Source organism: Leptospira langatensis, assembly GCF_004770615.1.
Classification (GTDB): domain Bacteria; phylum Spirochaetota; class Leptospiria; order Leptospirales; family Leptospiraceae; genus Leptospira_B; species Leptospira_B langatensis.
Window position 1 is genome coordinate 220983 of record NZ_RQER01000011.1, and the last position, 24258, is coordinate 245240.

Here is a 24258-nt window from a genome sequence, read left to right on the forward strand (position 1 = left end):
GAGGAATCGTTACCAGAGTAGAAGAGACATTCGTTCGGGAAGAATGTGAAAAAAGGATTTCGAACACTGTTGAACCGACTGTTTTATGGTTTTCCGAAACTCTTTAAGATATGAATTACTTTCTTAGGTATAACTATAAGAATGCTCTCGTCAATCTGCGGATGCCTTGATGTGAAAAGCTCTACTCTCAGATCCCCATCCATAAGAGACCTTCTTTGCGATATCTACAGAAAGTCTCTTTTTGGGGTTACTGCCTTTTTCTTTTTCTGGTTAAGGCTTCGATATATTTTCGCGAAGGTAAGGGCTTCGCTGTATTCGTTTCGCATTTTGTTTCTTAGGGCCTGAAGGTTATATTCGAACTTTCTGAGGCCGGGTAATAGATCTTTGTCTTGTTCGAATTTTAATCCTAGATACAATCTTCCTTTTTTATCCATGGTGCGCCAGCGAATTTTCGCGTTCATATGAATTGGAGGTTTTCCTTTGAACACGAGGTCGAATTTAAGGGAATCACTCGGGTAGACATTGTATATAATGTTTTTCTGATTTATCTTTATTCTTATTCCAGACTCGGAAATATCCAAAATGTCGAATCGATTAGTTGCTTTAATGGAATCCGAGCTTTCAATTTTTGCGATGATCTTTTCCGCGAGTGAAAAAAGTCCCGGTAGATCTTCCGAAAGAATTGGCTCTACTTTGCTTCGGACCCACAAATAAGCTCTCGGGATAGAATCCTTATCATTTTTATCGTAAAGGATCGGAAGTATAAGTTCGGAAGTAATGAATTCGTTCTTGTACTTTCGAATTGCTGAAAGGATATTCTTCCCGAAATACGTAATGTAATTCACGAATTGAGGTAGGCTTTCCGTGTACGAACTGGCCTTGCTTGCATTCGGTATATAAAAGATCTTCTTTGTTTTTCTGACTATTTCGAATTTGACATCTTGTCCCCGTTCGAATAGTCCAACTTTTATTTCACCGAATTTGGGATGCATTAAGTCCTTATTGAACGTTTCGAGTATCTCCCTAATGATGTTGGGAGACATATGTCTTTCTATCTCGAATCTTTTCGGGTGATATACTATATTTGTCGCAAATACGGAATCATTTTTAATGCGGATCCTCTCTTCTCTTCTGTTGGCCTTTGCAATATGGATCGATTCGACTTGCAGCGTGTATTCGCTATTCTTGACATGAGTCAATACTTTGCAGTTTAATTCGATATGCCTTTTGAGAGTCTTTTGGAGGAATATTCTCTCGTTCAAAACAGGATTGAGATTATTCGAAAAAGCAACGGAAATGATTCCAGAGTCGCCGAATATCTTCGTTACTATACCTTGATCCTCTTGTAATCCTCCTTTTATTCCCACATTCTCTTGATATAAGAAGGATTCGATTATTTTGGAGATTACGGAGTGATTGGATAAAGTCTCGTAATCCCTACCATGAGTTTCTCGGCTGCCCATAATTCCTAAAGTCCGTTAACCGCCATTTCTATAATTTCTGACGAAAAACCTAAGTGACCTCAACAACTTTCCTAAGATGGAAATGTAGGTCCGTTCTAAAAAGTTTGAAATATTCTATTTGTTAGATTTAAAGTGTCTTTGCTTGAAGGCTAAGATTTGTCAATATATTGCTTGAATGTTGCTCAAAATAGGTTTATGTAATTACGTTCTTCGACAACTGCCTTTGCCTTTTTACCGTTATGCGGCTTGTTTGAGGGGGGTCGGGCCTTCTTCAGGGATGTAATATTCAATTCGGAGTTAGTTGTTGGGGCACCTATGTTCAATAATACTTTTAAAAGCACATGACGCTCGTTTGCGGCGATTTGCTTACAGAAGGCAGGCTTATGCATACAGAATTAAATAAGAACCTAGCAGCGCATTCTTCTCCTACGCATTCGCAAGCCGGCAGAATATTGATTTTGGAAGATTCGTCCGAAATCAAACTACTTTACGAAAATTACTGTAGAAAAATGGATTTGGATTTCGATATCGTATCGAACGGAAAGGAGGGTATGGCGAAAGTCCTTTCCGCTAAAAACCCTTATTCTGTTTTTCTAGTCGACCTTCTTATGCCCGAACAAGACGGCTCTACCTTTATACAAAATTTAAAGCTGGAAGATCCGAATGCTATCATCATCGTCCAGTCCTCCTTGGAAGAGCCGGATCGAATTATAGAAGTGATGAAACTAGGGGTTTTCGAATATCTGATCAAACCTGTTGACCGAGAATCTTTCGAACGGGTGATAGGCCTGGCTTTTCGATATAACAGTTTGCGAAATTTCCAAGCGAATGTGGAGCAAGAAAATCGTGATGTACTAAAAAGACAATTGGATTGGCTAACATATAAGGAATCTATAAGGAAGTCAGATCAAAATTCCCTCGCCCTAACCACCATTAAGTCCCTTAACACGTCTTTTTCCCAAGGTTCAGGTATCGGTACCATTCTTTCTTTATTAGATCTTTTGAAAATGGGGTATAGGAAAACTGAAAACGGAGCTCTGGTAAGTAACGAGATATTGGATCTTCTCTATTCGAATCAGGAAATCCTTAGAAAGCAACTAGGTGGACTGTCCAAAATCCTCTCATTAGCGGGAGAAGATCCCAAAATGGAGATAATACGGAGTACGGCACTCATAGACTTTTTGAGTGAGAAGTCACAGTTCATTCTTCCGTATTTAGAAAAGAAAGGATTAAAGATGCGATTATCCACTTCGAAAACTTCGGAGTCCGTTAAAATTAATAGAGAATGGATCCAAGTCGCATTCGATGAGATCCTTTTAAACGCTTTAAAATATTCTAAAAAAGGAACCAACCTTGATGTGTATTTCGGCAGGATAGATGGCTATCTGTGTATTTCCGTCAAGAATGCAGTGGTTTCCCACCAGCCGCTTGCGGACGAGGAACAGAAAGAGCTTTTAGTGACTCGTCCTTTCTATCGGTTGCTTCCCCCTGTAGAGGAGTTTTCCGATCTCGAAGAATATGGAATGGGATTGGGCTTAACGGCAGTTGAACTCATCGTGAATAAACATGGGGGAGTTTTCAACATACATAATGTATCCGATCACACCTCCGACTTTATTGAGCCGTGCGTGATGGCGGAATTCTTTCTCCCGGTAATTGTGACAAAGCAAAATTGACTTAAGGAGAGATCGAATCGAAAACAACTATTAACGTTATGTCCCAATTAATTGATGTCATTTTGCGAACCTTTAGTCATAATAAAGAGAAAGATGAAGGTTTTGTATATAAAATCGAAAATAATTGACTAAAATCAAATTATAATGTCTAACTTGATTTCGTCTTTTTCGATATAATGAGACCGAGTTGTGTTGCTCAGGTCTTGGCTGAGAGTTTTTTTCGGGAACTGTGATAATGGAAGTCGATTACGAAAACCTATTAAAGGACTACCTCGTAGAAACGAGAGAGCTTTTAGATATAGCCGAGGAATCAATCCTGGACTTAGAGAAGGAATATCATCCTGATCATGTCAATACTCTGTTTCGTGCAATTCATACGATTAAGGGTAATTCCGCCATTTTCGATTTGCCCTTAATAACAAGTCTTACTCATTCATTCGAAAACCTTTTAAATCTTAAGAGAAAGTCGGAAGTGAAGCCTACTTCGGAGGAAATTTCTCTCTTTCTGAGATGTTTAGATGCGCTAAAGGATTTGAATGAGAACGGAGGTAATACGAACGAATCGGATATAAAAGATCTGATTTCCCAGATCGAGATATTCCTTAAGGATCCGGAAGCGCGGTCGGAGAAAGAAGAGAAGCCTTCATTCGGATTATACTTTCTACCTAAGAAGAAATCGGCTCCTTCGATAGAGAACGGAAAAGTCGAAGTGAAAGACGGGAAGATGCTGATACCGAAAAGTTACTTGAAGAAAGCGGATCACGAGCATTGCTTTCTCTTCTTAGTCAAATTCTTAGAACAGGAGAAAGATGCCGATTGTTCCGAGTTAATGAATGGATTTTCCAGCTTTGCCGAAATCTTGAGTCATGGTCATTTTTTGAACGGAGGAAACGGGCATTCTGCTTCTAACGGAGTCCATAAAAATGTTCATTATGCAATTATTATGTATTCTGGAGACAAGGAGAGTTTGGCAAAGCAATCTCCTGTCTCGTTGCTGTCAGCATCGACGATATTTACCCCTACTGAAAATTATGTAAAACCTTCGTTAGTTCCGAAAGGAGAATCATCGGAGCAGATGTCTCCTGCTCGTCAATCATCGGACTCGAAATCAAGGACTAAAGACATAGCCGCGGAATCGTATTTAAAGATCCCGTTGCAGCTATTGGATCATATGATAAATCTTGCAGGGGAAACGATCATCGTCAGAAATCAACTCGTCCAGAAGATCGAGTCATATGACGATCCGTCTTTGCTCTCGATCGTTCGGAATCTCAGCCAGCTAATCACGTCTTCTCAAGAGAGCGTTATGCGGACTCGCTTGCAGAAATTGGAGATCCTTTATAAGAAAATTCCAAGATTGATACATGATTTGGAGAAGACAACGGGAAAAGAAGTCGAATTGATCCTCGAAGGGGGAGAAGTCGAACTTGATAAAAATATAATAGATTCCATATCCGATCCTATCACACATATGATACGAAATTCTGTCGATCACGGGATTGAATCCCCTGAAGAAAGGATTGCTGCCGGTAAATTTAGAAAAGGAAAGGTATTTCTGTCCGCTTATTTGCGCGGGGGAAACGTGATCCTTAAAGTTGAGGATGACGGAAGAGGATTAAATTATGAAAAGATTCGGACCAAGGCAGTAGAGAAAGGATTCTTCAGTGATGCAGAAGCAGAAAAGAAGTCCCCGGAGGAATTATCTGAACTGATCTTTGCTCCCGGGTTTAGTACTGCCCAGTCTGTTTCCGAGACATCCGGCCGAGGAGTCGGAATGGATGTGGTGAAAATGAATTTTCAAAAGGCAGGTGGAACGGTTTCGATTAGCTCTCAACAAGGACTGGGCGCCTGCGTAATTGCAACCTTGCCTCAAACTCTTTCGATCATCAATTGTCAAATGGTCCGAATCTCCGGGATGCTATTCGCGATCCCGCAGCAAAATATCTCTGAAATGATCTTATTGGACAGGAAGTTGATATCATTCGTGGAAAAAAAGGAAGTATACCAGTTGCGGGGACACCTTCTCCCCTTGATCGATTTAGGATTGGAGTTGGGACTTTCGAAAGGAGGGCGGGAGAATAAGTATGTCGTCGTCGTTCATACCGAAAAGCATAAATACGGATTCTTAGCAGAAGAAATCGAAAATCCGGAAGAGATAGTAGTTAAGCCTCTTTCAAAAGACTTGGCAAAATTAAATCTATATACTGGGGCGGCAATCTTAGGAGACGGAAACGTTGCGCTCATCTTGGATATTTCCGGCATTAGTAAACTCCTAAAACTGCAAGCGAACACTAAGGAAGAACTTCGATCTAATGGACGACAAAAGCAAGACAATCAAGTTCATTATTTACTCTTCTCTTGCGGTGGCAATCTTTTCGGATTACATTCAAAATCGGTAATTCGCATTGAACAGGTCGATTTAAATAAAATCGAAAGAATGATGGATCGCGAGATTATGCAATATCGGGGAGAAGTTATCGAGCTTTGCCGATTGGATCGCTATTTCCGTTTCCAAAAAAATAACGGGATCCCAGAAAATACGATGGTCCTTATTCAAACGAATAAAGGTAAGAAAGGAATTCTCGTCCAAGAAATCCATAATGTGGTCAATGAAATTGATGCCTTGACTAAGAACGATGACCAAGCTTCCGGGATAATTGGAAGTGGAATCGTTTTGGGACAAACTGTCATAGTTATCGATCCTTTAATTGTTTTGGATAAGATAAGCAAAGATCTCATCCGAAACGATTTCCATTCGGAGTGAAACTTTATGGGGGAATCGGAAAATATCAGGCAATATCTATGCTTTAATATCGGTTCGGATGTTTACGGGATCCCCTTGGATGGATGTAGGGAAGTCGATCAGAATAAAAGAATATTAAAAATACCTCATGCACCGGAGCATATTGAAGGGATAGTGAATCTAAGAGGAGATTTGGTAACTATTCTCAATCTTCGTTCTTTGTTTGGGAAAGATAAGGAAAGTTCTGAAGATGGAAAATATTCGCTTATTCGTTTAAAAGGGAAAAAGGAATCTTTTGCAATATTGTCGGATTCCGTAGCTGATATTGTCGATGTGGCCGATCGAGATCTGGAAGGATGTCCGCCACATATGAACGAGAAGGAAAGTAAGTTTGTACAATCGGTAACGATCTTAAAGAATAGAACTATGATAATTTTGAGCAGGGAAGAATTACTTCGTCTCGAAGATGAGTAAGGAGAATATATGTTTGGTTTGATTTTTCAGGCAAAAGATAAGGAAAGCGAAAAAAAGCAAATGTCTGTCGTGCTGACGGATCAGGAAAGAGTAATGCGAGACGGCACTACTCTTGTCTCGATGACTGATTTAAAGGGCAAGGTAACTTACGCTAACAAAGAGTTTCTGGAAATTGCCGGCCTTACTCAGGATGAGATCATAGGGAAGCCGCATAATATCGTTCGGCACCCTGATATTCCCAGAAGCGTATTTAAGGACTTTTGGGAAACCATCCAAAGCGGTCAGCCATGGAGGGGGATTGTTAAAAATCGCTCAAATAACGGCGATTACTATTGGGTTGATGCAAATGTTGCACCTAAAGTAGAGAATGGAAGTATCGTCGGCTTTATGTCGGTAAGAAGAGTCCCTTCTCGTCAACACATCGAAAATGCTTCAAGTCTATACAAGGACATTATTTCCGGAAAAAGGACTCTGGAGCCGACGAATAAGAAAAAGATTTCGATTAGAGCTAAGTTCCTTTCTTTCATCCTTTTCACCGTATTAGGCCTCGGGTTTCTTTTAGCTTCGGAAATTCTGAAGTTAGACTCCATCATTTCGATCGGAATCGCCGCAACTTTTGCTGCAATTCAAATTGGGATAGGACTCTATTTTATTTCCTACATTTTGAGACCGCTGCGAGAGACTACTAATTTGATCAATAAAATAGCTACTGGAGATCTTTCGGTAAATATCGCCCACAATCGCAACGACGAAGTAGGTGAACTGGGCAAAGCCACGCTCAATATGTTGATCAATACTGCTGCTTTAATATCACGATTAAAGGAAAACGGTGATATCCTTCTCTCCTCTTCTCAGGATTTATCGGGAGCGAGCTTAAACTTATCGTCGGGAATAGAAGAAATGTCCCAACAGTCCCAAACTATCGCAGCCGCAGCAACTCAAATGAATCAGAATTTGAATGTGGTATCGAGTTCGATAGAAGAGATGTCGGTCTCCGTTGGAGAAGTCGCTAAAAAGGCGGCGGATTCTGCAAAGATAGCAAGAGAGGCAAATTCAACTGCAATTGAAACAAGTCGCGTTGTGACCGAACTGGGCGAGAATGCGAATGAGATTGGAAACGTCATCGAAAGCATTTCCAACATAGCGGCACAAACGAAATTGCTTGCATTAAATGCTGCGATAGAAGCTGCCGGTGCAGGGGAAGCTGGAAAGGGATTTGCAGTTGTGGCTTCCGAGGTCAAAGAACTCGCTCGCCAATCGGCTGAATCCTCGGAAGAGATCAAAAGTAAGATTTCGGCAATCCAAAAGAGTACAGAGAAAGTCATCGAGTCTATCGGAAAGATTACAAGTGTGATCGCCGAAGTGAATGAAATAAGCGGAAGCATCGCATCTGCTGTAGAGGAACAATCAATAACTACGAAAGAAATAGCGGCTAACGTAAGTCAAACTTCTCTCACTTCTAACGATGTTACTAAAAACATTAACGGGATATCGACGGCTTCCCTTGATGGAGCTAAGGATTCAAGTAGTGTTTCGAAGCTTTCACAATCTTTGCAGGATCTGGCAGCCGGAATGACCATGTTAGTCAATCAATTTAAGATATCTAATACGACTAAATAAAGACATTCTAATGCAGATCCCTACAGAAAAAAGAAAAATGGCGCGCAAAGCTTCGGTCTTCGTGGTGGATGATTCATTGGTCTACCGAAATCTCTTGCGCAATGCTTTTGCGCAAGATGATGAGATCGAATTTTTAGGAACGGCAATCGACGGAAAATTTGCGCTTCCTAAAATAGCGCAACTTAGACCCGATTTCGTGATTTTGGATGTGGAAATGCCCCAGATGGATGGAATTCAAACTTTGGAAGAGATCAAAGGAAAATTTCCGGATACACAAGTGATTATGTTGAGCTCATTAACACAGGAAGGAGCAAAAGTTACCCTAAAAGCGTTGGATAAAGGAGCTATAGATTTCGTGTCTAAGCCGGACGGCAAATTAGATGGAGCGATCTCCGATACCTTAGAGTCCTTAGTGTCCAAAATAAAGGCGCTTCACTCTCAAAAGAGCTATCATGAAACTAAATTTGAAAGCAGGTTGCCTGTTGAATTGCCAATCTTACATAAACATGGGAAGACATATAATATTTGCGCGATCGGAATATCGACCGGTGGACCGATCGCATTACGAGAACTGTTTAAAAAAATTCCGGCAGACATAGACGGAACGATAGTAATCGCGCAACATATGCCTCCTTTGTTTACGAACTATCTCGCCGAAAGTCTTTCGCAAGCGGCGAACATTCGGATCAAAGAGACAGAGGACGGAGAGATCTTACAGAAAGGGATGGCGTACATCGCACCGGGAGGAAAGCAATTAGAGATTGTAAACTCTGCGAATGGCCCAGCCGCGCGAGTGTTTAACGGCCCGGAGGAAGAGTTATGTAAACCTGCCGTGAATATTCTATTCAAATCTTTAGCGGAGAATTTTCCGAAGGAAACTGTGGCGGTGATCATGACTGGCATGGGAGAAGACGGATATTTAGGAATGAAAGAATTAAAGAAAAATGGGTCCTACCTAATTGCACAAAATAAAGAGTCCTGTACTGTTTTTGGAATGCCGAGTAGACCTGTGCAAGACGGCCTTATAGATGAGATCTTGAATGTGGAAAGGATTGCAGAAAAGATCGTATATCTATTGCAAAAAGTTTTATAGAGATGGACGAATCTACCGCCGAACTAATGGAAACGATTAAGCTGGTTACAGGTATATCCCTAACCGAGGAGAAGACATATCTTTTAGAAAGTAGATTATCCGATATAATGTCTGATTATAATTTAACCGACTTTAAAGAGTTATCCGCGAAGTTTAAAAAAGGTTTGGATGAGGAATTTAAAGAAAAAGTTATAGATCGGATCACAACCCATGAAACTCGTTTCTTTCGGGATGAAAGTATTTTTGGCGCTATTTTAGAGCGCATAATCCCTGAAATAATGGAAAGGAAACAGGGGAAAATTCCCTCAATCCGTATTTGGTCCGCCGCTTGCTCTAGCGGACAGGAGCCTTATTCGATAGCCATTGCCATTCATGAGAGATATCCGCATCTATTTGGGAATATTCGGATTCTTGCTACGGACATAGCCAAGGAGACGATAGAGAAGGCGAAGTCGGGAATCTACTCTGCATTCGAGGTGGGTAGGGGACTTTCAGAAATGCATTTGAGTAAGTATTTTAACCAGATAGCAACGGGAATTTATCAGGTGACTGATGAAATTCGTTCGGTTATCGAATTCCAGCAACATAATCTTATTTCAGATCCTTATCCGAGCAATTTCGATCTGATATTATGCAGGAACGTTTCTTACTATTTCGATCTGCAGGAGAGAAAGAATCTCTTCAACAAGATCGAAAAGGCCCTTAATCAAGATAGTTTTTTAATTCTCGGGTCGGCAGAGTCTATAACCGAATATTCAAGAAATTTTATTATTCGGGAGTTCGGCTTATGCCGTTTCTACGAATTAAATCCTTCCAACTTTACATTATTTATTAAAGGAGCATAATTTATGGCCAACGTAAAGATACTAGCAGTGGATGATTCCGCGACAATGAGAAGTCTAGTACAGCAGACTTTAGGGATCGGAGGATATGAAGTTGTGCTCGCTTCGGATGGTAAAGATGGGATCGAAAAATTCGGTGCATCCCCTTTTGACCTAGTAATCACGGATATCAATATGCCTGTGATGGATGGAATTGCATTTATCCGCGAGGTGCGAAAAAGGAATACTGACGTGCCGATCCTTACGCTCACGACAGAATCTGAAGACAATATGAAGCAAAAGGGTGCGGAAGCCGGTGCAAACGGATGGATTGTTAAACCCTTTCGACCGGCACAATTCTTGGATATCATAAAGCAAGTACTCCAATGAGTTCGATTCTTTCCGACAAACCGGTATCTGTACTTCCAGGTTCGATAGAGACTAGAGTCCTATTCGTCTCTCCAGATTCAGTTGCAGGTAGAAAGATATTTTCGGAACTTTCGGAGTACACTCTTATTTTCTCGAACTCTCCATCAGAAGGGTTGGACGAATGTTTGAATTACTCTCCTCAATGCATCATCTTGAATGTGGACTTTGATTCCACTGATGATCTTTTAAAATTTGTCGCGGCTTTCCGGAGAGTACGTCCGCAAGCAATCGTCATTCTGTTTTTGCCGAGCGAGTATTTAGAGAAAGAAGCGAAACTAAAGTCCATTATTCCGGATATTTTCGATCGCTCTCATATGGAAACTATTCTCCGCAAGGAATTACGAGGAAGACTTAGTTCAAGCAGATCGCTTTCCGACTCTAATTCAGAAATTGAAACGGATGTCAGCGAAGTTATTTCCGAATTGGAATGGTTAGTTTGGAAAGAAACCTCTAAATCCGCTAAAGGAAATTTTCCCGGAAGGAATATTATAGATAACCTTACGAATACTCTGGCTCAAGGACTAGGTATCGGACCATTACTTTCTCGCTTGGAGATGGTGGAGATCTTTCTTAAGAAGGGAGTAGACGTTGTTCGAATACCTAAGGATCTAATGGCGTCCATTTTAGAGAATAAGAACCGTTTGAGAGAAAGGAATGAAAGTTTAGATAGATTTAAGAATCTCTTCGATCTAAAGGTCGAAAAAAAAATAATACCGTCATCCGAAATGGGTGAACTTGTTTCAAAGATAGTCTCCGAATTGGGGAAGGTCGCTGCAGAAAAGGGGCAAAATATTCAATACGATGTAAAGATTCCCGATGTTACTGCTTTGGCTCACATGAATTTCCTTGAATTCGCATTTCAAGAATTGTTCGCGAATGCTTTAAAGTTCTCACCCGCGGATAGTACGATTACTTCTTATTTTTTCGTTACCGAGGATCGTTTGGTTTTTCGTGTAATAAACGATATTTTGTCGGTGTCCGAAGGGATAACCGGTATTCCTGAAGAGTTCGGATTCAGGTTATTCGAACCTTTTTTCAAGTTGAATAATATTTTCGATGAAAGGTTCTATAAATTAGAATTCGGAATGGGAATGGGTCTAAATCTAATTCAAAGTCTCGCTAAACAAGTAGATTGTAAGGTATTCGTGGCTGAAATTCCCATGGAAGGTCTTGCTCCGGATCAAAAGAAAATCTATTCCGAACTGCGGTTCTTGCTTTCGACGGAAAGCGCTGGGCAAGTCTCGGATTCGGTGTGACGATGAGCGGGAATGCTACGAATCGGACAGGAAGAGTATTTTATCGAATACTAATATTTAACGAGGAGGTATATGTGAGTAATTTGAGGACGGTTTCCTCAAATTTAACGACCGATTTTATTTCCGCGCCGGCGAGAATTGTAAGATTTGTTTTGGAAAAATTTCGCTCCTTATTAAAGAATACTCCATTTCAAGCTGCCTTAGTGGATATCTTCCCGCAAGAAATGGATCCAAGGTTCCAGGCAATTTGGTCGTCAAAGAAGATGTTCCTAATAGAGGATGCTGCGAAAGAGACGAGTTTTCGTTTGGTAGATGATTTATTTATAAATTATGAAAAAGAAGTAAGCGGAGATATATCCTCCGCTATGCGAATGTACGAAAAAACAGGGATAAGATCGGAAATTATATGTCCTGTTTTATACTCGGAATCCTCTTCAGATAAGGTGCCGGTAGGATTCATCAGAATAGCGGAAAAATCTTCTTCACTGGATAAAGCGAACGGGAAAGAACTCCTCTCTCTTACAAACAGTATCGTCGATGAAATTCATAGCTTAAATAGTTCGCAAATAGATCTCAAATCGAAAGTGGTCGATATTTCCTTTTCCGGAATTCGCCTTCGCATTCAAGATGATACGCTTAACGAACTCCCGTTTCAGGGACAGGAGTTCCTTCTCGATCTGAACTTTCAGAAAAATGTCGGCATTGCAGTAAGAGCTTCGTTGAAATGGTGGTCTAGGGATTCCGACGGATTACTGGAACTTGGATTAGAAATTTTGAGTTTTATTGGAGGGGCTGAACAAAGGAAAAGATTTAAAGAACTGATCGGGGAAATGCTTTTGCATAACCGGGAAAATTCGGATCAGAAAGAGAAGGATCCTAATGGAGAAATAGTCAAAGAGCGAATACTGCACTTGGATCAGGACATTGAAACCCTGCTTCGTGTTAAATCTCTCCTATCTGAAAACGGATTTGACGTACACAGTGTGGCAAAAGTCTCCGAAGCTTTGGATTATAGCGTAAAGAATTCTCCTAGTTTGATCATATTGGATGCAAATCTACAAAATGTTAATTCAGAAAAGCTGCTTAGAGGGTTGAGAAGAGTGTCACCGGGAAGCATTTTTATAATTCTTTCCGAAGTTTCTAAAGTTCACTATTTAAGCTGGATTTGGGCACACTTTGAAAAATCTAAGTTTGATGAAGTGCTTGTGGAAAGCGTTCGAGAGGCCTTAGACTTTTATGACAAAAGATTAGGCCAGTACAAAGTCGCGAAATCCGATCAAATCGGTCTAAAAGGCGAGATTGAATGGCTCTTATGGAAAGATTATCATCGAAATACGGAGCAACTCTCTTTCGGAAAAAATGTATTAAACAATATTACGCATAGTATGTCCCAAGGATTGGGATTAGGTTCGATGCTGATCCAGATAGATTTGGCCGAATATATGATGAAAGAGGATGGAGCCGATTACGTAGTCCCTAACGATATTATGAATTCCATCCTCGAGAGCAAAGGGATCTTAAAGGATTGGATAGATAAGTTGGATCGCATTAGGCAATTGTTTCATCTCGATGTGAAGCCTGAAAGAATTTCTGCAAACGACATTATGGAGAGAATAGCCGTTCAGGTTAAGAAATTAACAAAAATCGCATTAATAAAAAATAATCGAATCGCATTCACTAATCGGAACTTTTTCCGAGACGTTTCTGCCAGCAAAGAGGTTGTTGATTTTGTAATTCATGAATTGCTAGTAAACGCTTTGAAATTTTCTCCAAAGAATACCAAAATCCACGTACTAGTCCATAATTTTAGCAGCTTTCTTTGTATCGATATACTGAACGAGATGGAGGTATTCGGAAATCATAGCGAAATTGCGGAGCAGCAATTTTCTCTAGAATTGTTTTCACGTAGAAGTCATAATTACGATGAAAGATTTTTCTCCTTCGATTTTGGTTTGGGGATCGGGCTTAATTTGGCAAATCACTTGGCCGAAAAAACAGGAGCGAAATTGGCGGTGAGGGAAGTAGTAGACCACTCTAAAGAGATTAAGGTTAAGAAGGTCTCCGCTCAAATACTCCTTCCCCTTATGACGGAAGCCGCTACGGCTTGACAATCTCCCTTTGCTGCATGAGAGATGGGAGGAGTTTCGCTTCTATGACTGTTGCGTTTTATATCTTGTTCATTGAGGATTCAAATCTTCAAACGGTTTGGTTTGATCTTCAGGATTTCCGAACCAGGAAGAGGCTTTCCTAATAGATATCCCTGCATAAACTCGCAATCGATTTCTCTTAGAGCTCTATACGCTTTTTTCGATTCTAGTCCTTCGGCAATGACCGGAATATCCAAGCATTTTCCGAGTTGCAGGATTGTCTTTACTATGGTTGTCGCCTTGAGATCAATTCCATACTGCGAAATGAAGGACTGATCGATTTTTAAAGCATCGATCGGAAAGTTTAATAGATAATTCAAAGAGCTATAGCCGGTCCCAAAATCATCCATATAGATTTGAATTCCGAGTTCCTGCAGCTCTTGCATTATTTTTACACTTTCGGGAAGGCTATTGAAATCCAAACCTTCCGTTATTTCGATGCGAATCAATTTTGAAGACACACCATACTCTTTGCAGTATTTTCTAATTAGTCCGGCGAGGTCCTGTCGAAAGAATTGAATGGGCGAAACGTTGATACTGATCGGTATCATTATTCCTCGGTCCTGCATTCGTTGCAGTTGTTGGCAGGTTAGCCTGAATACCAAATCACCTATATCGAGGATCAGTCCCGATTTTTCAGCAATGGAAATGAATTCTGCAGGAGAAACCATTCCGTATTTCTGATGGTGCCAACGTATTAAGGACTCGAAACAGATTATCTGTTTATGCTTCCAGGAATAGATAGGTTGGAAATATAATGTTAAACTTTCATTATGAATGGCGTTTCGTAGATCGGTTTCCAAATTGAATGCCGACTTCATATTTACGTACATCTGGGGGATGAATATATCGAATCCATTTCCTCCTCTCGCCTTGACACTATAGAGTGCGATATCGGCGTCCCTTAGTATTTCACTCGAATTCTCGTACAATTCGTTTTTAATTGCGATCCCGATGCTTATTGTAATGTTCACTCGATGCCCGTCGGATAAGAGAATTGGCTCTTGCAGCTTAGCTTTCATATCTTCTACGAGGGATGTCACTGATTCGATAGACTGAAAGTCCGTGACCAAGAATGCGAATTCGTCTCCACCCAATCTGCCAAAGAAAACATTCGAGTTATCTATGAACGTCTGTTTCAACCTCTTGCCTATGGACGAGATTACTTCGTTCCCCATTAGGTGGCCTAGGGTGTCGTTGATATATTTGAACCTATCTATATCGATGAATATGACGGCTAAGCGGGGACCCTTATAAGAAGGGCGATCGTAGAACGCTTCTTCTAATTTGATCTTGAAATATTTTCTGTTTGGGATCTGGCAAAGATCATCGTGCAACGCATGGAACTTGTATTTCCTTAATTTTAATACGGTAGTCGTTACATCTCGCCCTATTCCGGATACTTTGGAACGACCGTCCTTCAATGAGATCAATAAAGTTTGGAAATGGAAGTCCAAATAACCTCCGTTTTTTGTTTTGATCCTGACGGATTGCTCGGTTGAGCTGGAGCCGTATCTCACTTCTTCTTTAAATCGACCGAATATAAGAGACTGATCTTTCGGATGAATGAGGGAATAGAATTTCTTCCCGATCCAATCATCGACCTCCCAACCGGTTACTTTTCGAAAGGCAGGATTCAGATATCGAATCCTGCCATCGGATGAAAGCTCATAGATAATATCATTCGTTCTTTCGATCAGATCGGAATAGACGGAACTAGGATCGTTCGCTGTCTGGGCATAATGATCCACCACAGCATTTCCAATAAATATAATATATCCGTTATCCAATCTACTGATTCTAAAATCTATTTGGATCGAGGTATCTTCTTTCGTAAAGAATTCGTATCTAATTTGATTGTTGCCGTCCCCGTCTTCGGAAAGTAGGGAATATTTAATCGAGCTAACAGCTTCCTCAGAGAAATAAAATGTCCAAACCGTTTCTTCTTGTGGGGAGCTTATAGCAAGGCTATCGGTGAGTCGGTTGAAGTTTTCGTTCGCGTATATGATCGTATCGATATTCGAGGCCAGAAAAATGATTTCGTTCGAATTGTCCGCTACGTAGCGAAGCATCGGTAAACAAACTCCGCTTTCGGAATTTGAATCTGTAGCCTGAAAGTAATTCATATTACTAAATTTAACTCCCTATTCCTTGCGGTTTCTAAATGAAATAAGTAAGAAATTTATTCAGATACTTCTCGTCTCGATAAGCGTCTGGCATTTCGTCATTATTTGTTAAAAGGAAGGATTCTTGAGCCTCTTAGAAATGATCTAACGATACATTTTAAGGAATTAACGCTCGGTCCCTCGCTGAACTTTCGTTGCAAGTTATAACAGTGTTTAAATAGAGGAGCCCTTCAGATCATAAAAAAAATCGTTCAAATTATAAATTGGAATAAGTGGGACCTATCATATATAATTTCGATGAAAACTTTGTCAGAACTATGAGTTTGTTTCCATGTGCATTATCTTACTTTTGATATCAAAAGATCTCTTCTGGCCCGAAGTTGATCGCTTTAGATAATCCGATCTGAACAGAGGTTGCCTTCGTACTGGATCCGATCTGGCTTGCGTAATAATTTTGAGATATACTGTCTATCAGGGCTTGCTGTGGACTCGGAGCCGTCGTTACTTGATAGGTTACAAAATCACCTTTCTGGAATTCGTATCGCCATCTGTAAGTTTCGATCCCAATCCAAAATCCCAATCCCATTTTCCAAAAATACGTTACTCTGAAAGATGCGTTGTACCCTTTTGCCTTCCAATCGATGATATCTGTCGAAGGAAGTTCCGTTAACGTAAACGGAGGGGTTACTGGAGAATAGATAAAATCTTGGCGGATGGATTGACTCCCTTTCAGGGTAATGGATTCGATCTCTGTTTTGATCTCCCATTTCGATCCGAAATGATAAGCGAAGCCGAGTCCGATCGACATTCCCTTTAGGTTTTCCAACGCATGGAATGTGGAATTCCCTGCTAAATTCCCAACTTGAAGAAGTGCTGAATGATCGTCTTTCGTTTTGTTCCAAATTTGCAGGTATCCGAGTGTAGGATAGAATTCGTAATTCGGTTTTGCAAGGAATGAATAGGAGATTTTTGCGGTAGCTCCTCTGAGTTCTTCCGGATAACTTCCTGAAATAATAGCCGGGTTGGCTGTTCCTACACCAACGTTTTGAGAGCTTGTAGTCGAACGGATCGAAAACCCTCCTGCCTCCACATTGAATCTTTTGTACTTATAGGCCGCACCTCCGGAGGTTGCATCTTTAGATGTTCTGTTTGGGCCGCTCGCGAGAACAAAAGGAATGTCTGTTGCTATGATATTTTTTATACTCTGGACTTTATAGAAGAAGCCAACTGTATGAGAGGAAAGATTACCGCTTCCTCCTCCGACATAGAATTCCAGAAAATGTCTCTGTAAAGGATCTCTAACTATTCTTGTAGGTAATTTGGGACCTGTGTTTGGAGGATTGTTGCCTTCCGTTGCGACTGAATTAACGGGGGCTTGTTCTTTGCGGGGTTCTTCTGTTTGCTCGACTAAAACTTTAGGTTTCTGAGGATCCGATTTGCCAAATGAGATTTTAAGGATCGCTTTTTTCTGGATCCGCAATACTTCGTGATTCGGTAACTCCAAGTCGACATACGTCGCCGTCTGGTTGATTATTTCTCCATCCAAAACTTTACCGTCTCGCAGATAGACTGTTTTGGCTTCAAGATCCAGGAAGGACGAGGAAGATAAGGTGAATAAGAAAATTAGAATGGAGCGTGTTTTCATTGTGAGTTACTTTCCAACTTTTCTGTTTTGTTTTCTTTCGTGGTATTCTTCGCTTTGTTTTCGATGGGGGCTCCATGTTTCCAAATCTCCTTCTTCAGCTTCTTTGGAGAAAGCCCCGTGAATCGAATGCAAGCTCGGCGAAAAGAGGAATCCGAGTTGAACCCGCATTCAAGGCCGATATCGATCAGATTTTTATTAGCGTTTTGGAGAATCTTTTGGTAGGCTTCTTGGATTCTGAGTTTGTTGATAAAATCGGTGTAACTTATTTTCTTATATTTATTTAAATAGTAAGAAACCTGATGGAGAGTGACTCCTACGTAAGCAGAAAAATCCTGCAGTCTCAACTCTTCGTGCAAAAATACTTTTTCATCAATGAATTTCTGGATCTTATTTTCCATTTGGATCAGATCGATTCCATAGAGAATGTTTAGATCCTCCTTCTCGGATGAGGAAGTCTGCAATTCATCCGAATAATGTTGAATTATCTCTCTTGATCCTGCATAGCCGTATATTCCGGAAATTCGGTGTCCGACAAATTCTTCTTCGATGACTTCGGGAAAATTTACAGCAAGAAAATAGAAATATATTATTAAAAGGCTCGGTATTGAGTCTGCGATTTTTAGTAGAAGGGGATCCGAATACATCACACCCATTAAATCAAGAATATTGCATATGCTGGCTAATAGCGCGATTGCACAGGCGTTTAAATAAACTCGAGAGAGTCCGTCCCGAAAGTAAATTACAATGGTTTCTACTAACGTGAAAGTGGAAATGAGTAGGCAGATCTGATCGCAGTAGAGGATTATTTGCAAATTATCCCTTAAAGCAAAATTCAGTAGTAGCATGATCGCTAATGAATGAGAAAAATTTATTAGAATCGCTTTAGGGTGATTTGGATAACCTAACGATCTGCGGATCAGCACCCTTAACATTAAACAGGAGAATATTAGAATGCCAAAATATATATTGATATGAACTGTTTCTGGTATTGTATTTTGGTCTCCGATCCTTGCTTCGAACCCTATAATCTTTGCAAGGAGTTGGAAAGATCCAACGCTGATGAAGACTGCCGCGTACTGTAAATTCCGCGTCTGTCTTCTTGCTTGGGACAATCTTTCCAATCCTATTAACAGACAAATTACGATCCCCGCTAGATGGAAGAAATCGGCAAACTTGTTCAGAAGTTCTGGAATGAAGATCAACATAATGAAAACCTTCTGGATCCTTTCTTTCGTTTAATATGGATCTCGGTCGCCTTCAGTGGTGTATTATAAAAATGTAAATTTGTGCCTTTGCCAAACCGGCAAAATGAAGCAGAATAATTGTCTATTTTGGTAAATGCTGAATAATGATTAAAGCTGCTGAATGCTCGATCCATGCCCGAATTCTTTACTTACTAATCGATCAGTAAGTTGATCAATGTCAATCTAAATTTCAGAATCTTATTTCCAGAGTTTCAGATCGACCTAAGATCGAATAGAGTCATGTTGAGACTTTATATAAGCTAAGAATAGAAATAAATACAAAAGGAATTCGGCTGCTCGGTGGGTTGGGAATGGACGCTACTTTTATGGGTATTAAATATAAGGTCGATGCTCACTTCTGCTTTGCTAATCCTTGCAACTGAACTGAGTCCTCGCTTGTGTATTCCAGATTGCAGCTCTTTGTATTCCTGCATATTTGATTAGAGGTACAGTCCTGTCCAGTTAGTCTTTTTGAGGCGAATCGATTTAATGTTCCAGGACTGAGCTTGCGTTACATTTCGGGATCCATGCTTATTTATATTTTTATAATGCTTTATTTAATCCTTCGCCATTGCATTGGGGGATTTTTATCGGATTGGGGAGAATTTTGTGTTTGGCACTTGGGAGAAGTGGGTGAGCTAACTTTATTCTCGTAAGCCTAACGGAGTGTTTAGGAAATTCTTGAGGTGGCTGATTTTGACTGTGCGGCCTGAGCTGTGAGGTTTATGATTTCTGAATGCAGATTTTTTCTTTCTGAATAAGAGAACGGTTTTATTGACTTAAGTCTTCCGTGTGTTGTTTGTTTATTATCTTCCTGGCACATAAAATAGATTTGTTCCGATTTGATAAAATGCTTGGGAATTGCCCGATCATCGTTTTATCGAGGAGATCTGTATTTAAACGCCTAAATAGCATTTTACGAGTGATTATAAATTACGGAAAATCCTTACTTTCGCATTGCTATTTTTCATGTTTGTCTTATACTGAGTGCCATTGTTTTATAGAAGGACCTAATATAGCCGATCACGACTTTGAATAGGCTTTGCGATAGGCAAGGGTGCAATTCGATCGCATGATTTCTAATATAGAAAAGGATTAAGGAGTGCTCTTGGGGGATAATAGGAGCTAACGTAAAGGGAGCAAGAATAGAGTTGACATAGTGTAAAAATTTAATCTTGTAACTTTAGGTAACGGTTTTTTAAGTCTCAGGTTGGTCTAAATATCATGCAAGAAACAAGTCTACGCGAAACGATTGTGACTGTTGCCGGCGAGCTTTTTATAGACCGCGGTTATAATGCAGTTTCGATAAAGCAGATTGCGGATGCGGCGAATTGTACAACTGCCGCGCTTTATTACTATTATGAGGAAGGAAAAGGGGCGATTCTAAAAGGCGTTCTTCGCTCGCTCTTGCCTGAGCCGGAGCTTGTTTTTCAAGAATGTGCGAACGCGACATCACTCAAGGAATTGTTTTCTTGTATTACGATAAAAGTTTGCGCACACGAATCGGCCAATGTTAAGAAAGACCGCTGGCTTTTGGCTGAGTTTCCGAACTTTGGCGAATCCGACAGGCAAGTAATCTATGAGAAACTGCAGGCGGTCCATTCTGCCATCTGCACGCAAGTGAGCCGTTTTCTGGACGATCCAGAATCTGTACGAATCCTATCTTGGGTCTTTATGTGCACGAGCTTTGGCTACGGACAGCTATTTGGCACATTGCAACTGGGCAAGGTCGCTCCATTCTCCATCGAAGATTTTGCCGAGAAAATTTCTGACTTACTCTCCAATAGCGTAGCGATCGACAATAAGATCGTGTAATTGGTTCTTCTTTTTGTAGCACTTAAGGGATGACCCATTCTGGGGGCTATGTTTTTATTTGACTTACTGATCGATCAGTAAGTCAAATAGGCCATAAGAGACCTGCCTCAATCGAATCAGGCAGTACGATCTCTTATTTAGAACATTTCTAAATTAGGGGAATATCAAATGATCCAAAAATTAGAGCAAATTAGGGAAGAACAGAGGAACTCTTGGAATAGATTTTCATCGGGCTGGAAAAAGTGGGACGACCTCTTTATGGACTTTTTAGAGCCGATGGGGAATGAGATCATCCGATTGCTTGATCTGAAAAGTAAAGATATAGTTTTAGATGTGGCTGCAGGAACTGGGGAACCGGGACTCACTATTGCATCGCAGATCAATAACGGATATGTAATCATTACCGACCTCGCTGAAGATATGCTAGCGATAGCAAAAGAGAATGCAGCTGCTCGCGGAATCAATAATATAGATACGATTGCCTGCGACGTAAGTGAATTGCCTTTTGGAAATGAAACATTCGATTCTATTAGCTGTCGTTTCGGCTTTATGTTCTTTCCGGATATGACATTGGCGATAAATGAAATGGTGCGGGTCCTTAAGCCGGGAGGAAAAATTGCTGCTTCCGTTTGGAATGTTCCCGAAAAGAATTTTTGGATCACCGCCATTATGGGTGTTATTAATAGAAATATGGAGATACCGGCACCTCCTCCTGGTTCACCTGGAATGTTTCGCTGTGCAGGTGACGGCGTCATTTCGGATCTTTTTTTAAAAGCAGGCCTGAAGAAAGTCTCTGTTAAAGAGGTCAATGGAAAACTGAAATGCGGTACAGCGGAAACATATTGGAACGTTATGACCGAAGTGGCCGCACCTATCGTTGCGGCTTTGAGCAAAGCCGATGATGCGATGAAGGAAAAAATAAAAAGGGAAGTGCTTGAGTTGGTTAATCAGAAATACCCGAAAGACGGTGTGATGATAGATTCAAGCTCTTTAGTCGTTTACGGACAGAAACCTTAATCGATAATCGTTGATCTACGGATCGAGTGCGATCCGTAGATCACTCTTCTATTGTATAATAAGAACCAAATAAGAAATTTAATAATAAATCGTTTTCTTACTTTATTCTTTCTTAAACTATTAAAATACTCGCAGGCCTTGATCGAATAAGATCGAAGATGCAACTGCTAATGTAAAATAACCAAAACCGCTTTTTAGATACTTTTCATTCATTTTAGAGGAAAGTGTCTGTCCTAAGATCATTCCTCCGATCCCTAAAATGCTAATGATCAGAAGCAAGGGACAGCTTTTGCTTTGCGCAGGCGTGAAACTGATTGCAAACCCGAAGAGAGAGTTTGCGGCGATAATAGCAAGGGATGTGCCGATTGCCTGCCGTATTGAAAATTTCAATAATAATACAAGAGCTGGGATGATGAGAAAGCCTCCGCCAGCTCCTACAAAGCCGGTGATCATTCCTACTGTAAGACCTTTGAAGCCGATCGCTAAAAAATCATAAGGCTCTGTTTTGGGTTTAGAAGATTCCTGACTGTTAGGATCATTGGAGCGGATCATTGCAAAAGCACTAAAGGTCATTACGATCGCAAATACGGTCATTATCAACGGGGATTTTGTTAACGTAATCCCGAATGGAAAAACCAATACATTTGGAATTGCGGGCAGAATGAGATTTCTTGCGATGTAAATGCCTAGAAAGCTTGGTATTATGAAAAGGATCCCAACCTTTATATTTGCATCTCCATTTCTGATCCTAATGAATGCTCCTACTAACGCTGCCGTCCCGACGATAAAGAGGGAGTTTGTTGTAGCGATAACCGCATCCTGTCCGAAGAGGTAAAAAAGTATGGGAACCGTTAGGATGGAACCTCCAGCACCAATCAAGCCAAGTAAGGTTCCCATAATAAAGGAGGAGATATAACCTAAGAGCAACATCTTAGGTCATTCAAGTTTGCTTTTTAGATGCATTTTCTTGTCTATGAATCCGAAGAGTAACATTCCGAATATGATACTTGCGAAGACGATGATCGGTCTGATCTCGAAACTCGCAAGAGTAGTGACTGAAACTGTAGGACAATAGCCACCAAGTCCCCAACCGATCCCGAAGATCAAACTTCCTATGACCAAAGCTGGAGTGATCTCTTGCCGGGTTGGAATAAACCATTCTTTAGAGAACATCGGCGTCTTTCTCTTACGTATTAATTTGTAAGTGATGAAATGGACTCCTACTGCGCCTGCCATAGTGAATAGCAGGGCAGGGTTCCATTTCCCGAAGACATCTAAGAATCCTATGATCTTTGCAGGTTGTAAGATCCCGGACACACCTAAGCCGATGGCGAATAATAACCCTACGATCAGCGCGCCTATATTATAAGTCATATCATTAACCCGGTTTTACGAAGGAAGGCTACAGCTGCCATTCCCGCCGACATGAAAACGATCGTTGCAACGATCGATCTAGGAGAAACCCTGCTCACTCCGCAGACTCCGTGTCCACTCGTGCAACCTCCTCCGAGCATCGCACCAAAGCCGACTAAAGTCCCGGCGAGAGCGCCTATCCATGTACTTGTCTGGACTTCGATCGCCAGGAATTGAGGAGCGGTAATTTTCAAAGAAAGTCCACCTAATAGTAGTCCGACTATGAAATACCATCTCCAGGCTATATCGCCTTTGTGAGGTACCAAGACCCCGTATACGATACTGCTCACTCCGGTAACTCTTCCGTTCCAAAGAAGCATGAGGGAAACGGCGATACCGATCATTGTTCCGCCGACTAAGCTCATCATCCATTCTGTTGACATTCTTCTGACTCCTTGGGCAGGTCTTTTTCATTCCAGTTCATCTGCCACCTGCCATGCTAGATGTAAATTTATAACCTAAAAGATTACTTTCGATCATTGATTTCACTACTTCGGATTTCCCACAGACATTGTTTGCAGGAAGAGCTATATGCATTTTCTTAGGGACAGCAAGTTGTAGCTCATCCATGATCTTTTGGAAGTCTTCCTTAGAGCGGTTCTTTCCGATCCTCGGATTGAGTTCCTTTTCCAAAGCGATAGTGGTACTTGATATTCCGTGATAATCATGAGCCGGATAAACTTGAATATCATCCGGAAGAGTGAATAACTTTTGCGTGATACTTTCATAAAGCTTGGAAGCGGATCCTTCTTGGAAATCGGTCCTTCCTGTTCCCCGGATCAGCAAGGAATCTCCCGTAAACAACATTCCCTCGAAGAGAAAGCTCATGCACGCGTTCGTATGTCCTGGAGTGGAGATCGCCTTTATTCTTTTTTCTCCCAGCTCTAAGACCTGTCCGTCCACGAGTAGAATGTCCGCGCAATCGATCTCCGCTAAAGCGCTTACTGCGGTTCTTGCCATGGTATTCTTCCGGATCTCGGAAGCTCCGGTAATATGATCCGCATGAATATGCGTTTCTAATATATACATCAAATAAAGACCTAGTTCGCTAATCAGTTTCAGATCCCTGTCTACGGTTTCCCAAACAGGATCGATAATTGCCGCTTCCTTTGTTTTTAGATCTGCTATCAGATATGTATACGTAGAAGATTGCGGTTCGAAAAGCTGGTAAAAAAGAATATCCTTCATACTTGAGTCTCATCCTTTGTAACGTGCATATACAGCAATATACATTGCCCTGATCCGTCCACCTTGTATATTCCTGCAGTTGTTTAGG

General features: G+C 40.9%; 19 protein-coding genes. 11 read left to right on the plus strand and 8 right to left on the minus strand.

Annotation, left to right across the window (positions count from 1 at the left end; translation table 11 throughout):
- Positions 1–224: 224 nt before the first annotated feature.
- Positions 225–1463 (minus strand): PilZ domain-containing protein, encoded by a 1239-nt coding sequence (locus EHO57_RS17115; protein WP_135642121.1) that lies wholly within the window; start codon positions 1461–1463, stop codon positions 225–227.
- A 383-nt stretch (positions 1464–1846) separates the two neighbouring features.
- Here EHO57_RS17115 and EHO57_RS17120 point away from each other — a divergent pair, with 383 nt between their 5' ends.
- The 9 genes from EHO57_RS17120 to EHO57_RS17160 all read left to right on the plus strand — a co-directional run bounded on the left by EHO57_RS17120 (position 1847) and on the right by EHO57_RS17160 (position 13683).
- Complete coding sequence (locus EHO57_RS17120) at positions 1847–3139, plus strand: hybrid sensor histidine kinase/response regulator (protein ID WP_135642122.1); 1293 nt, start codon at positions 1847–1849, stop codon at positions 3137–3139.
- Between the two features lie 235 nt (positions 3140–3374).
- On the plus strand, positions 3375–5903 hold the full coding sequence (locus EHO57_RS17125; RefSeq protein ID WP_135642124.1) for a chemotaxis protein CheW: 2529 nt from the start codon (positions 3375–3377) through the stop codon (positions 5901–5903).
- A gap of 6 nt (positions 5904–5909) precedes the next feature.
- Positions 5910–6356, plus strand: a complete 447-nt coding sequence (locus tag EHO57_RS17130) for a chemotaxis protein CheW (RefSeq protein WP_135642126.1) — start codon at positions 5910–5912, stop codon at positions 6354–6356.
- Between the two features lie 9 nt (positions 6357–6365).
- A complete protein-coding gene (locus EHO57_RS17135; RefSeq protein WP_135642128.1) occupies positions 6366–7976 on the plus strand; it encodes a methyl-accepting chemotaxis protein in 1611 nt (536 codons plus the stop codon).
- Between the two features lie 10 nt (positions 7977–7986).
- Positions 7987–9069, plus strand: coding sequence for a protein-glutamate methylesterase/protein-glutamine glutaminase (locus tag EHO57_RS17140; protein ID WP_135642130.1), 1083 nt, complete (start codon positions 7987–7989; stop codon positions 9067–9069).
- A 2-nt stretch (positions 9070–9071) separates the two neighbouring features.
- Positions 9072–9914 (plus strand): CheR family methyltransferase, encoded by an 843-nt coding sequence (locus EHO57_RS17145; protein WP_135642132.1) that lies wholly within the window; start codon positions 9072–9074, stop codon positions 9912–9914.
- Positions 9915–9917: 3 nt separating this feature from the next.
- On the plus strand, positions 9918–10280 hold the full coding sequence (locus EHO57_RS17150) for a response regulator (protein WP_135642134.1): 363 nt from the start codon (positions 9918–9920) through the stop codon (positions 10278–10280).
- On the plus strand, positions 10277–11575 hold the full coding sequence (locus EHO57_RS17155; protein WP_135642136.1) for a sensor histidine kinase: 1299 nt from the start codon (positions 10277–10279) through the stop codon (positions 11573–11575). Before EHO57_RS17150 ends, EHO57_RS17155 begins: the two co-directional genes overlap by 4 nt.
- 2 nt (positions 11576–11577) lie before the next feature.
- Positions 11578–13683: a DUF1577 domain-containing protein gene (locus EHO57_RS17160; protein ID WP_135642138.1), complete on the plus strand. Its 2106-nt coding sequence runs from the start codon at positions 11578–11580 to the stop codon at positions 13681–13683.
- Between the two features lie 80 nt (positions 13684–13763).
- Here EHO57_RS17160 and EHO57_RS17165 read toward each other — a convergent pair whose 3' ends face one another.
- The 3 genes from EHO57_RS17165 to EHO57_RS17175 all read right to left on the minus strand — a co-directional run bounded on the left by EHO57_RS17165 (position 13764) and on the right by EHO57_RS17175 (position 18698).
- Positions 13764–15794 (minus strand): putative bifunctional diguanylate cyclase/phosphodiesterase, encoded by a 2031-nt coding sequence (locus EHO57_RS17165; RefSeq protein ID WP_167882226.1) that lies wholly within the window; start codon positions 15792–15794, stop codon positions 13764–13766.
- A 409-nt stretch (positions 15795–16203) separates the two neighbouring features.
- Entirely contained in the window at positions 16204–17493 is a 1290-nt protein-coding gene (locus tag EHO57_RS17170; RefSeq protein WP_135642142.1) for an LA_0442/LA_0875 N-terminal domain-containing protein, read from the minus strand.
- Entirely contained in the window at positions 17490–18698 is a 1209-nt protein-coding gene (locus EHO57_RS17175; protein ID WP_135642144.1) for a helix-turn-helix domain-containing protein, read from the minus strand. Before EHO57_RS17175 ends, EHO57_RS17170 begins: the two co-directional genes overlap by 4 nt.
- A 1263-nt stretch (positions 18699–19961) precedes the next feature.
- On the opposite strand from EHO57_RS17175, the gene EHO57_RS17180 reads away from it, so the two are divergent.
- Positions 19962–20552: a TetR/AcrR family transcriptional regulator gene (locus tag EHO57_RS17180; RefSeq protein WP_135642146.1), complete on the plus strand. Its 591-nt coding sequence runs from the start codon at positions 19962–19964 to the stop codon at positions 20550–20552.
- 168 nt (positions 20553–20720) lie between these two features.
- Positions 20721–21569, plus strand: a complete 849-nt coding sequence (locus tag EHO57_RS17185) for a class I SAM-dependent methyltransferase (RefSeq protein ID WP_135642148.1) — start codon at positions 20721–20723, stop codon at positions 21567–21569.
- Between the two features lie 120 nt (positions 21570–21689).
- Here EHO57_RS17185 and EHO57_RS17190 read toward each other — a convergent pair whose 3' ends face one another.
- Genes EHO57_RS17190 through EHO57_RS17205 form a run of 4 tightly spaced genes read right to left on the minus strand, consistent with a single transcriptional unit; the run spans position 21690 to position 24170 of the window.
- Positions 21690–22499, minus strand: a complete 810-nt coding sequence (locus EHO57_RS17190; RefSeq protein WP_135642150.1) for a sulfite exporter TauE/SafE family protein — start codon at positions 22497–22499, stop codon at positions 21690–21692.
- 6 nt (positions 22500–22505) lie between these two features.
- A complete protein-coding gene (locus EHO57_RS17195; protein ID WP_135642152.1) occupies positions 22506–22943 on the minus strand; it encodes a DUF6691 family protein in 438 nt (145 codons plus the stop codon).
- The gene (locus EHO57_RS17200; protein WP_135642155.1) at positions 22940–23365 is read right to left on the minus strand and encodes a YeeE/YedE family protein; all 426 of its coding nucleotides are present in this window, start codon (positions 23363–23365) and stop codon (positions 22940–22942) included. The genes EHO57_RS17195 and EHO57_RS17200 overlap by 4 nt, the downstream gene beginning before the upstream one ends.
- 37 nt (positions 23366–23402) lie before the next feature.
- Entirely contained in the window at positions 23403–24170 is a 768-nt protein-coding gene (locus EHO57_RS17205; protein ID WP_246050769.1) for an MBL fold metallo-hydrolase, read from the minus strand.
- Positions 24171–24258: the final 88 nt, after the last annotated feature.

What these genes read in the sequence shown, in the direction of transcription:
- EHO57_RS17115 (WP_135642121.1), bottom strand. Translation starts at nt 1,463, where the DNA reads ATGGGCAGCCGAGAAACTCATGGTAGGGATTACGAGACTTTATCCAAT.
- EHO57_RS17120 (WP_135642122.1), top strand. Translation starts at nt 1,847, where the DNA reads ATGCATACAGAATTAAATAAGAACCTAGCAGCGCATTCTTCTCCTACG.
- EHO57_RS17125 (WP_135642124.1), top strand. Translation starts at nt 3,375, where the DNA reads ATGGAAGTCGATTACGAAAACCTATTAAAGGACTACCTCGTAGAAACG.
- EHO57_RS17130 (WP_135642126.1), top strand. Translation starts at nt 5,910, where the DNA reads ATGGGGGAATCGGAAAATATCAGGCAATATCTATGCTTTAATATCGGT.
- EHO57_RS17135 (WP_135642128.1), top strand. Translation starts at nt 6,366, where the DNA reads ATGTTTGGTTTGATTTTTCAGGCAAAAGATAAGGAAAGCGAAAAAAAG.
- EHO57_RS17140 (WP_135642130.1), top strand. Translation starts at nt 7,987, where the DNA reads ATGCAGATCCCTACAGAAAAAAGAAAAATGGCGCGCAAAGCTTCGGTC.
- EHO57_RS17145 (WP_135642132.1), top strand. Translation starts at nt 9,072, where the DNA reads ATGGACGAATCTACCGCCGAACTAATGGAAACGATTAAGCTGGTTACA.
- EHO57_RS17150 (WP_135642134.1), top strand. Translation starts at nt 9,918, where the DNA reads ATGGCCAACGTAAAGATACTAGCAGTGGATGATTCCGCGACAATGAGA.
- EHO57_RS17155 (WP_135642136.1), top strand. Translation starts at nt 10,277, where the DNA reads ATGAGTTCGATTCTTTCCGACAAACCGGTATCTGTACTTCCAGGTTCG.
- EHO57_RS17160 (WP_135642138.1), top strand. Translation starts at nt 11,578, where the DNA reads ATGAGCGGGAATGCTACGAATCGGACAGGAAGAGTATTTTATCGAATA.
- EHO57_RS17165 (WP_167882226.1), bottom strand. Translation starts at nt 15,794, where the DNA reads ATGCTTCGCTACGTAGCGGACAATTCGAACGAAATCATTTTTCTGGCC.
- EHO57_RS17170 (WP_135642142.1), bottom strand. Translation starts at nt 17,493, where the DNA reads ATGAAAACACGCTCCATTCTAATTTTCTTATTCACCTTATCTTCCTCG.
- EHO57_RS17175 (WP_135642144.1), bottom strand. Translation starts at nt 18,698, where the DNA reads ATGTTGATCTTCATTCCAGAACTTCTGAACAAGTTTGCCGATTTCTTC.
- EHO57_RS17180 (WP_135642146.1), top strand. Translation starts at nt 19,962, where the DNA reads ATGCAAGAAACAAGTCTACGCGAAACGATTGTGACTGTTGCCGGCGAG.
- EHO57_RS17185 (WP_135642148.1), top strand. Translation starts at nt 20,721, where the DNA reads ATGATCCAAAAATTAGAGCAAATTAGGGAAGAACAGAGGAACTCTTGG.
- EHO57_RS17190 (WP_135642150.1), bottom strand. Translation starts at nt 22,499, where the DNA reads ATGTTGCTCTTAGGTTATATCTCCTCCTTTATTATGGGAACCTTACTT.
- EHO57_RS17195 (WP_135642152.1), bottom strand. Translation starts at nt 22,943, where the DNA reads ATGACTTATAATATAGGCGCGCTGATCGTAGGGTTATTATTCGCCATC.
- EHO57_RS17200 (WP_135642155.1), bottom strand. Translation starts at nt 23,365, where the DNA reads ATGTCAACAGAATGGATGATGAGCTTAGTCGGCGGAACAATGATCGGT.
- EHO57_RS17205 (WP_246050769.1), bottom strand. Translation starts at nt 24,170, where the DNA reads ATGAAGGATATTCTTTTTTACCAGCTTTTCGAACCGCAATCTTCTACG.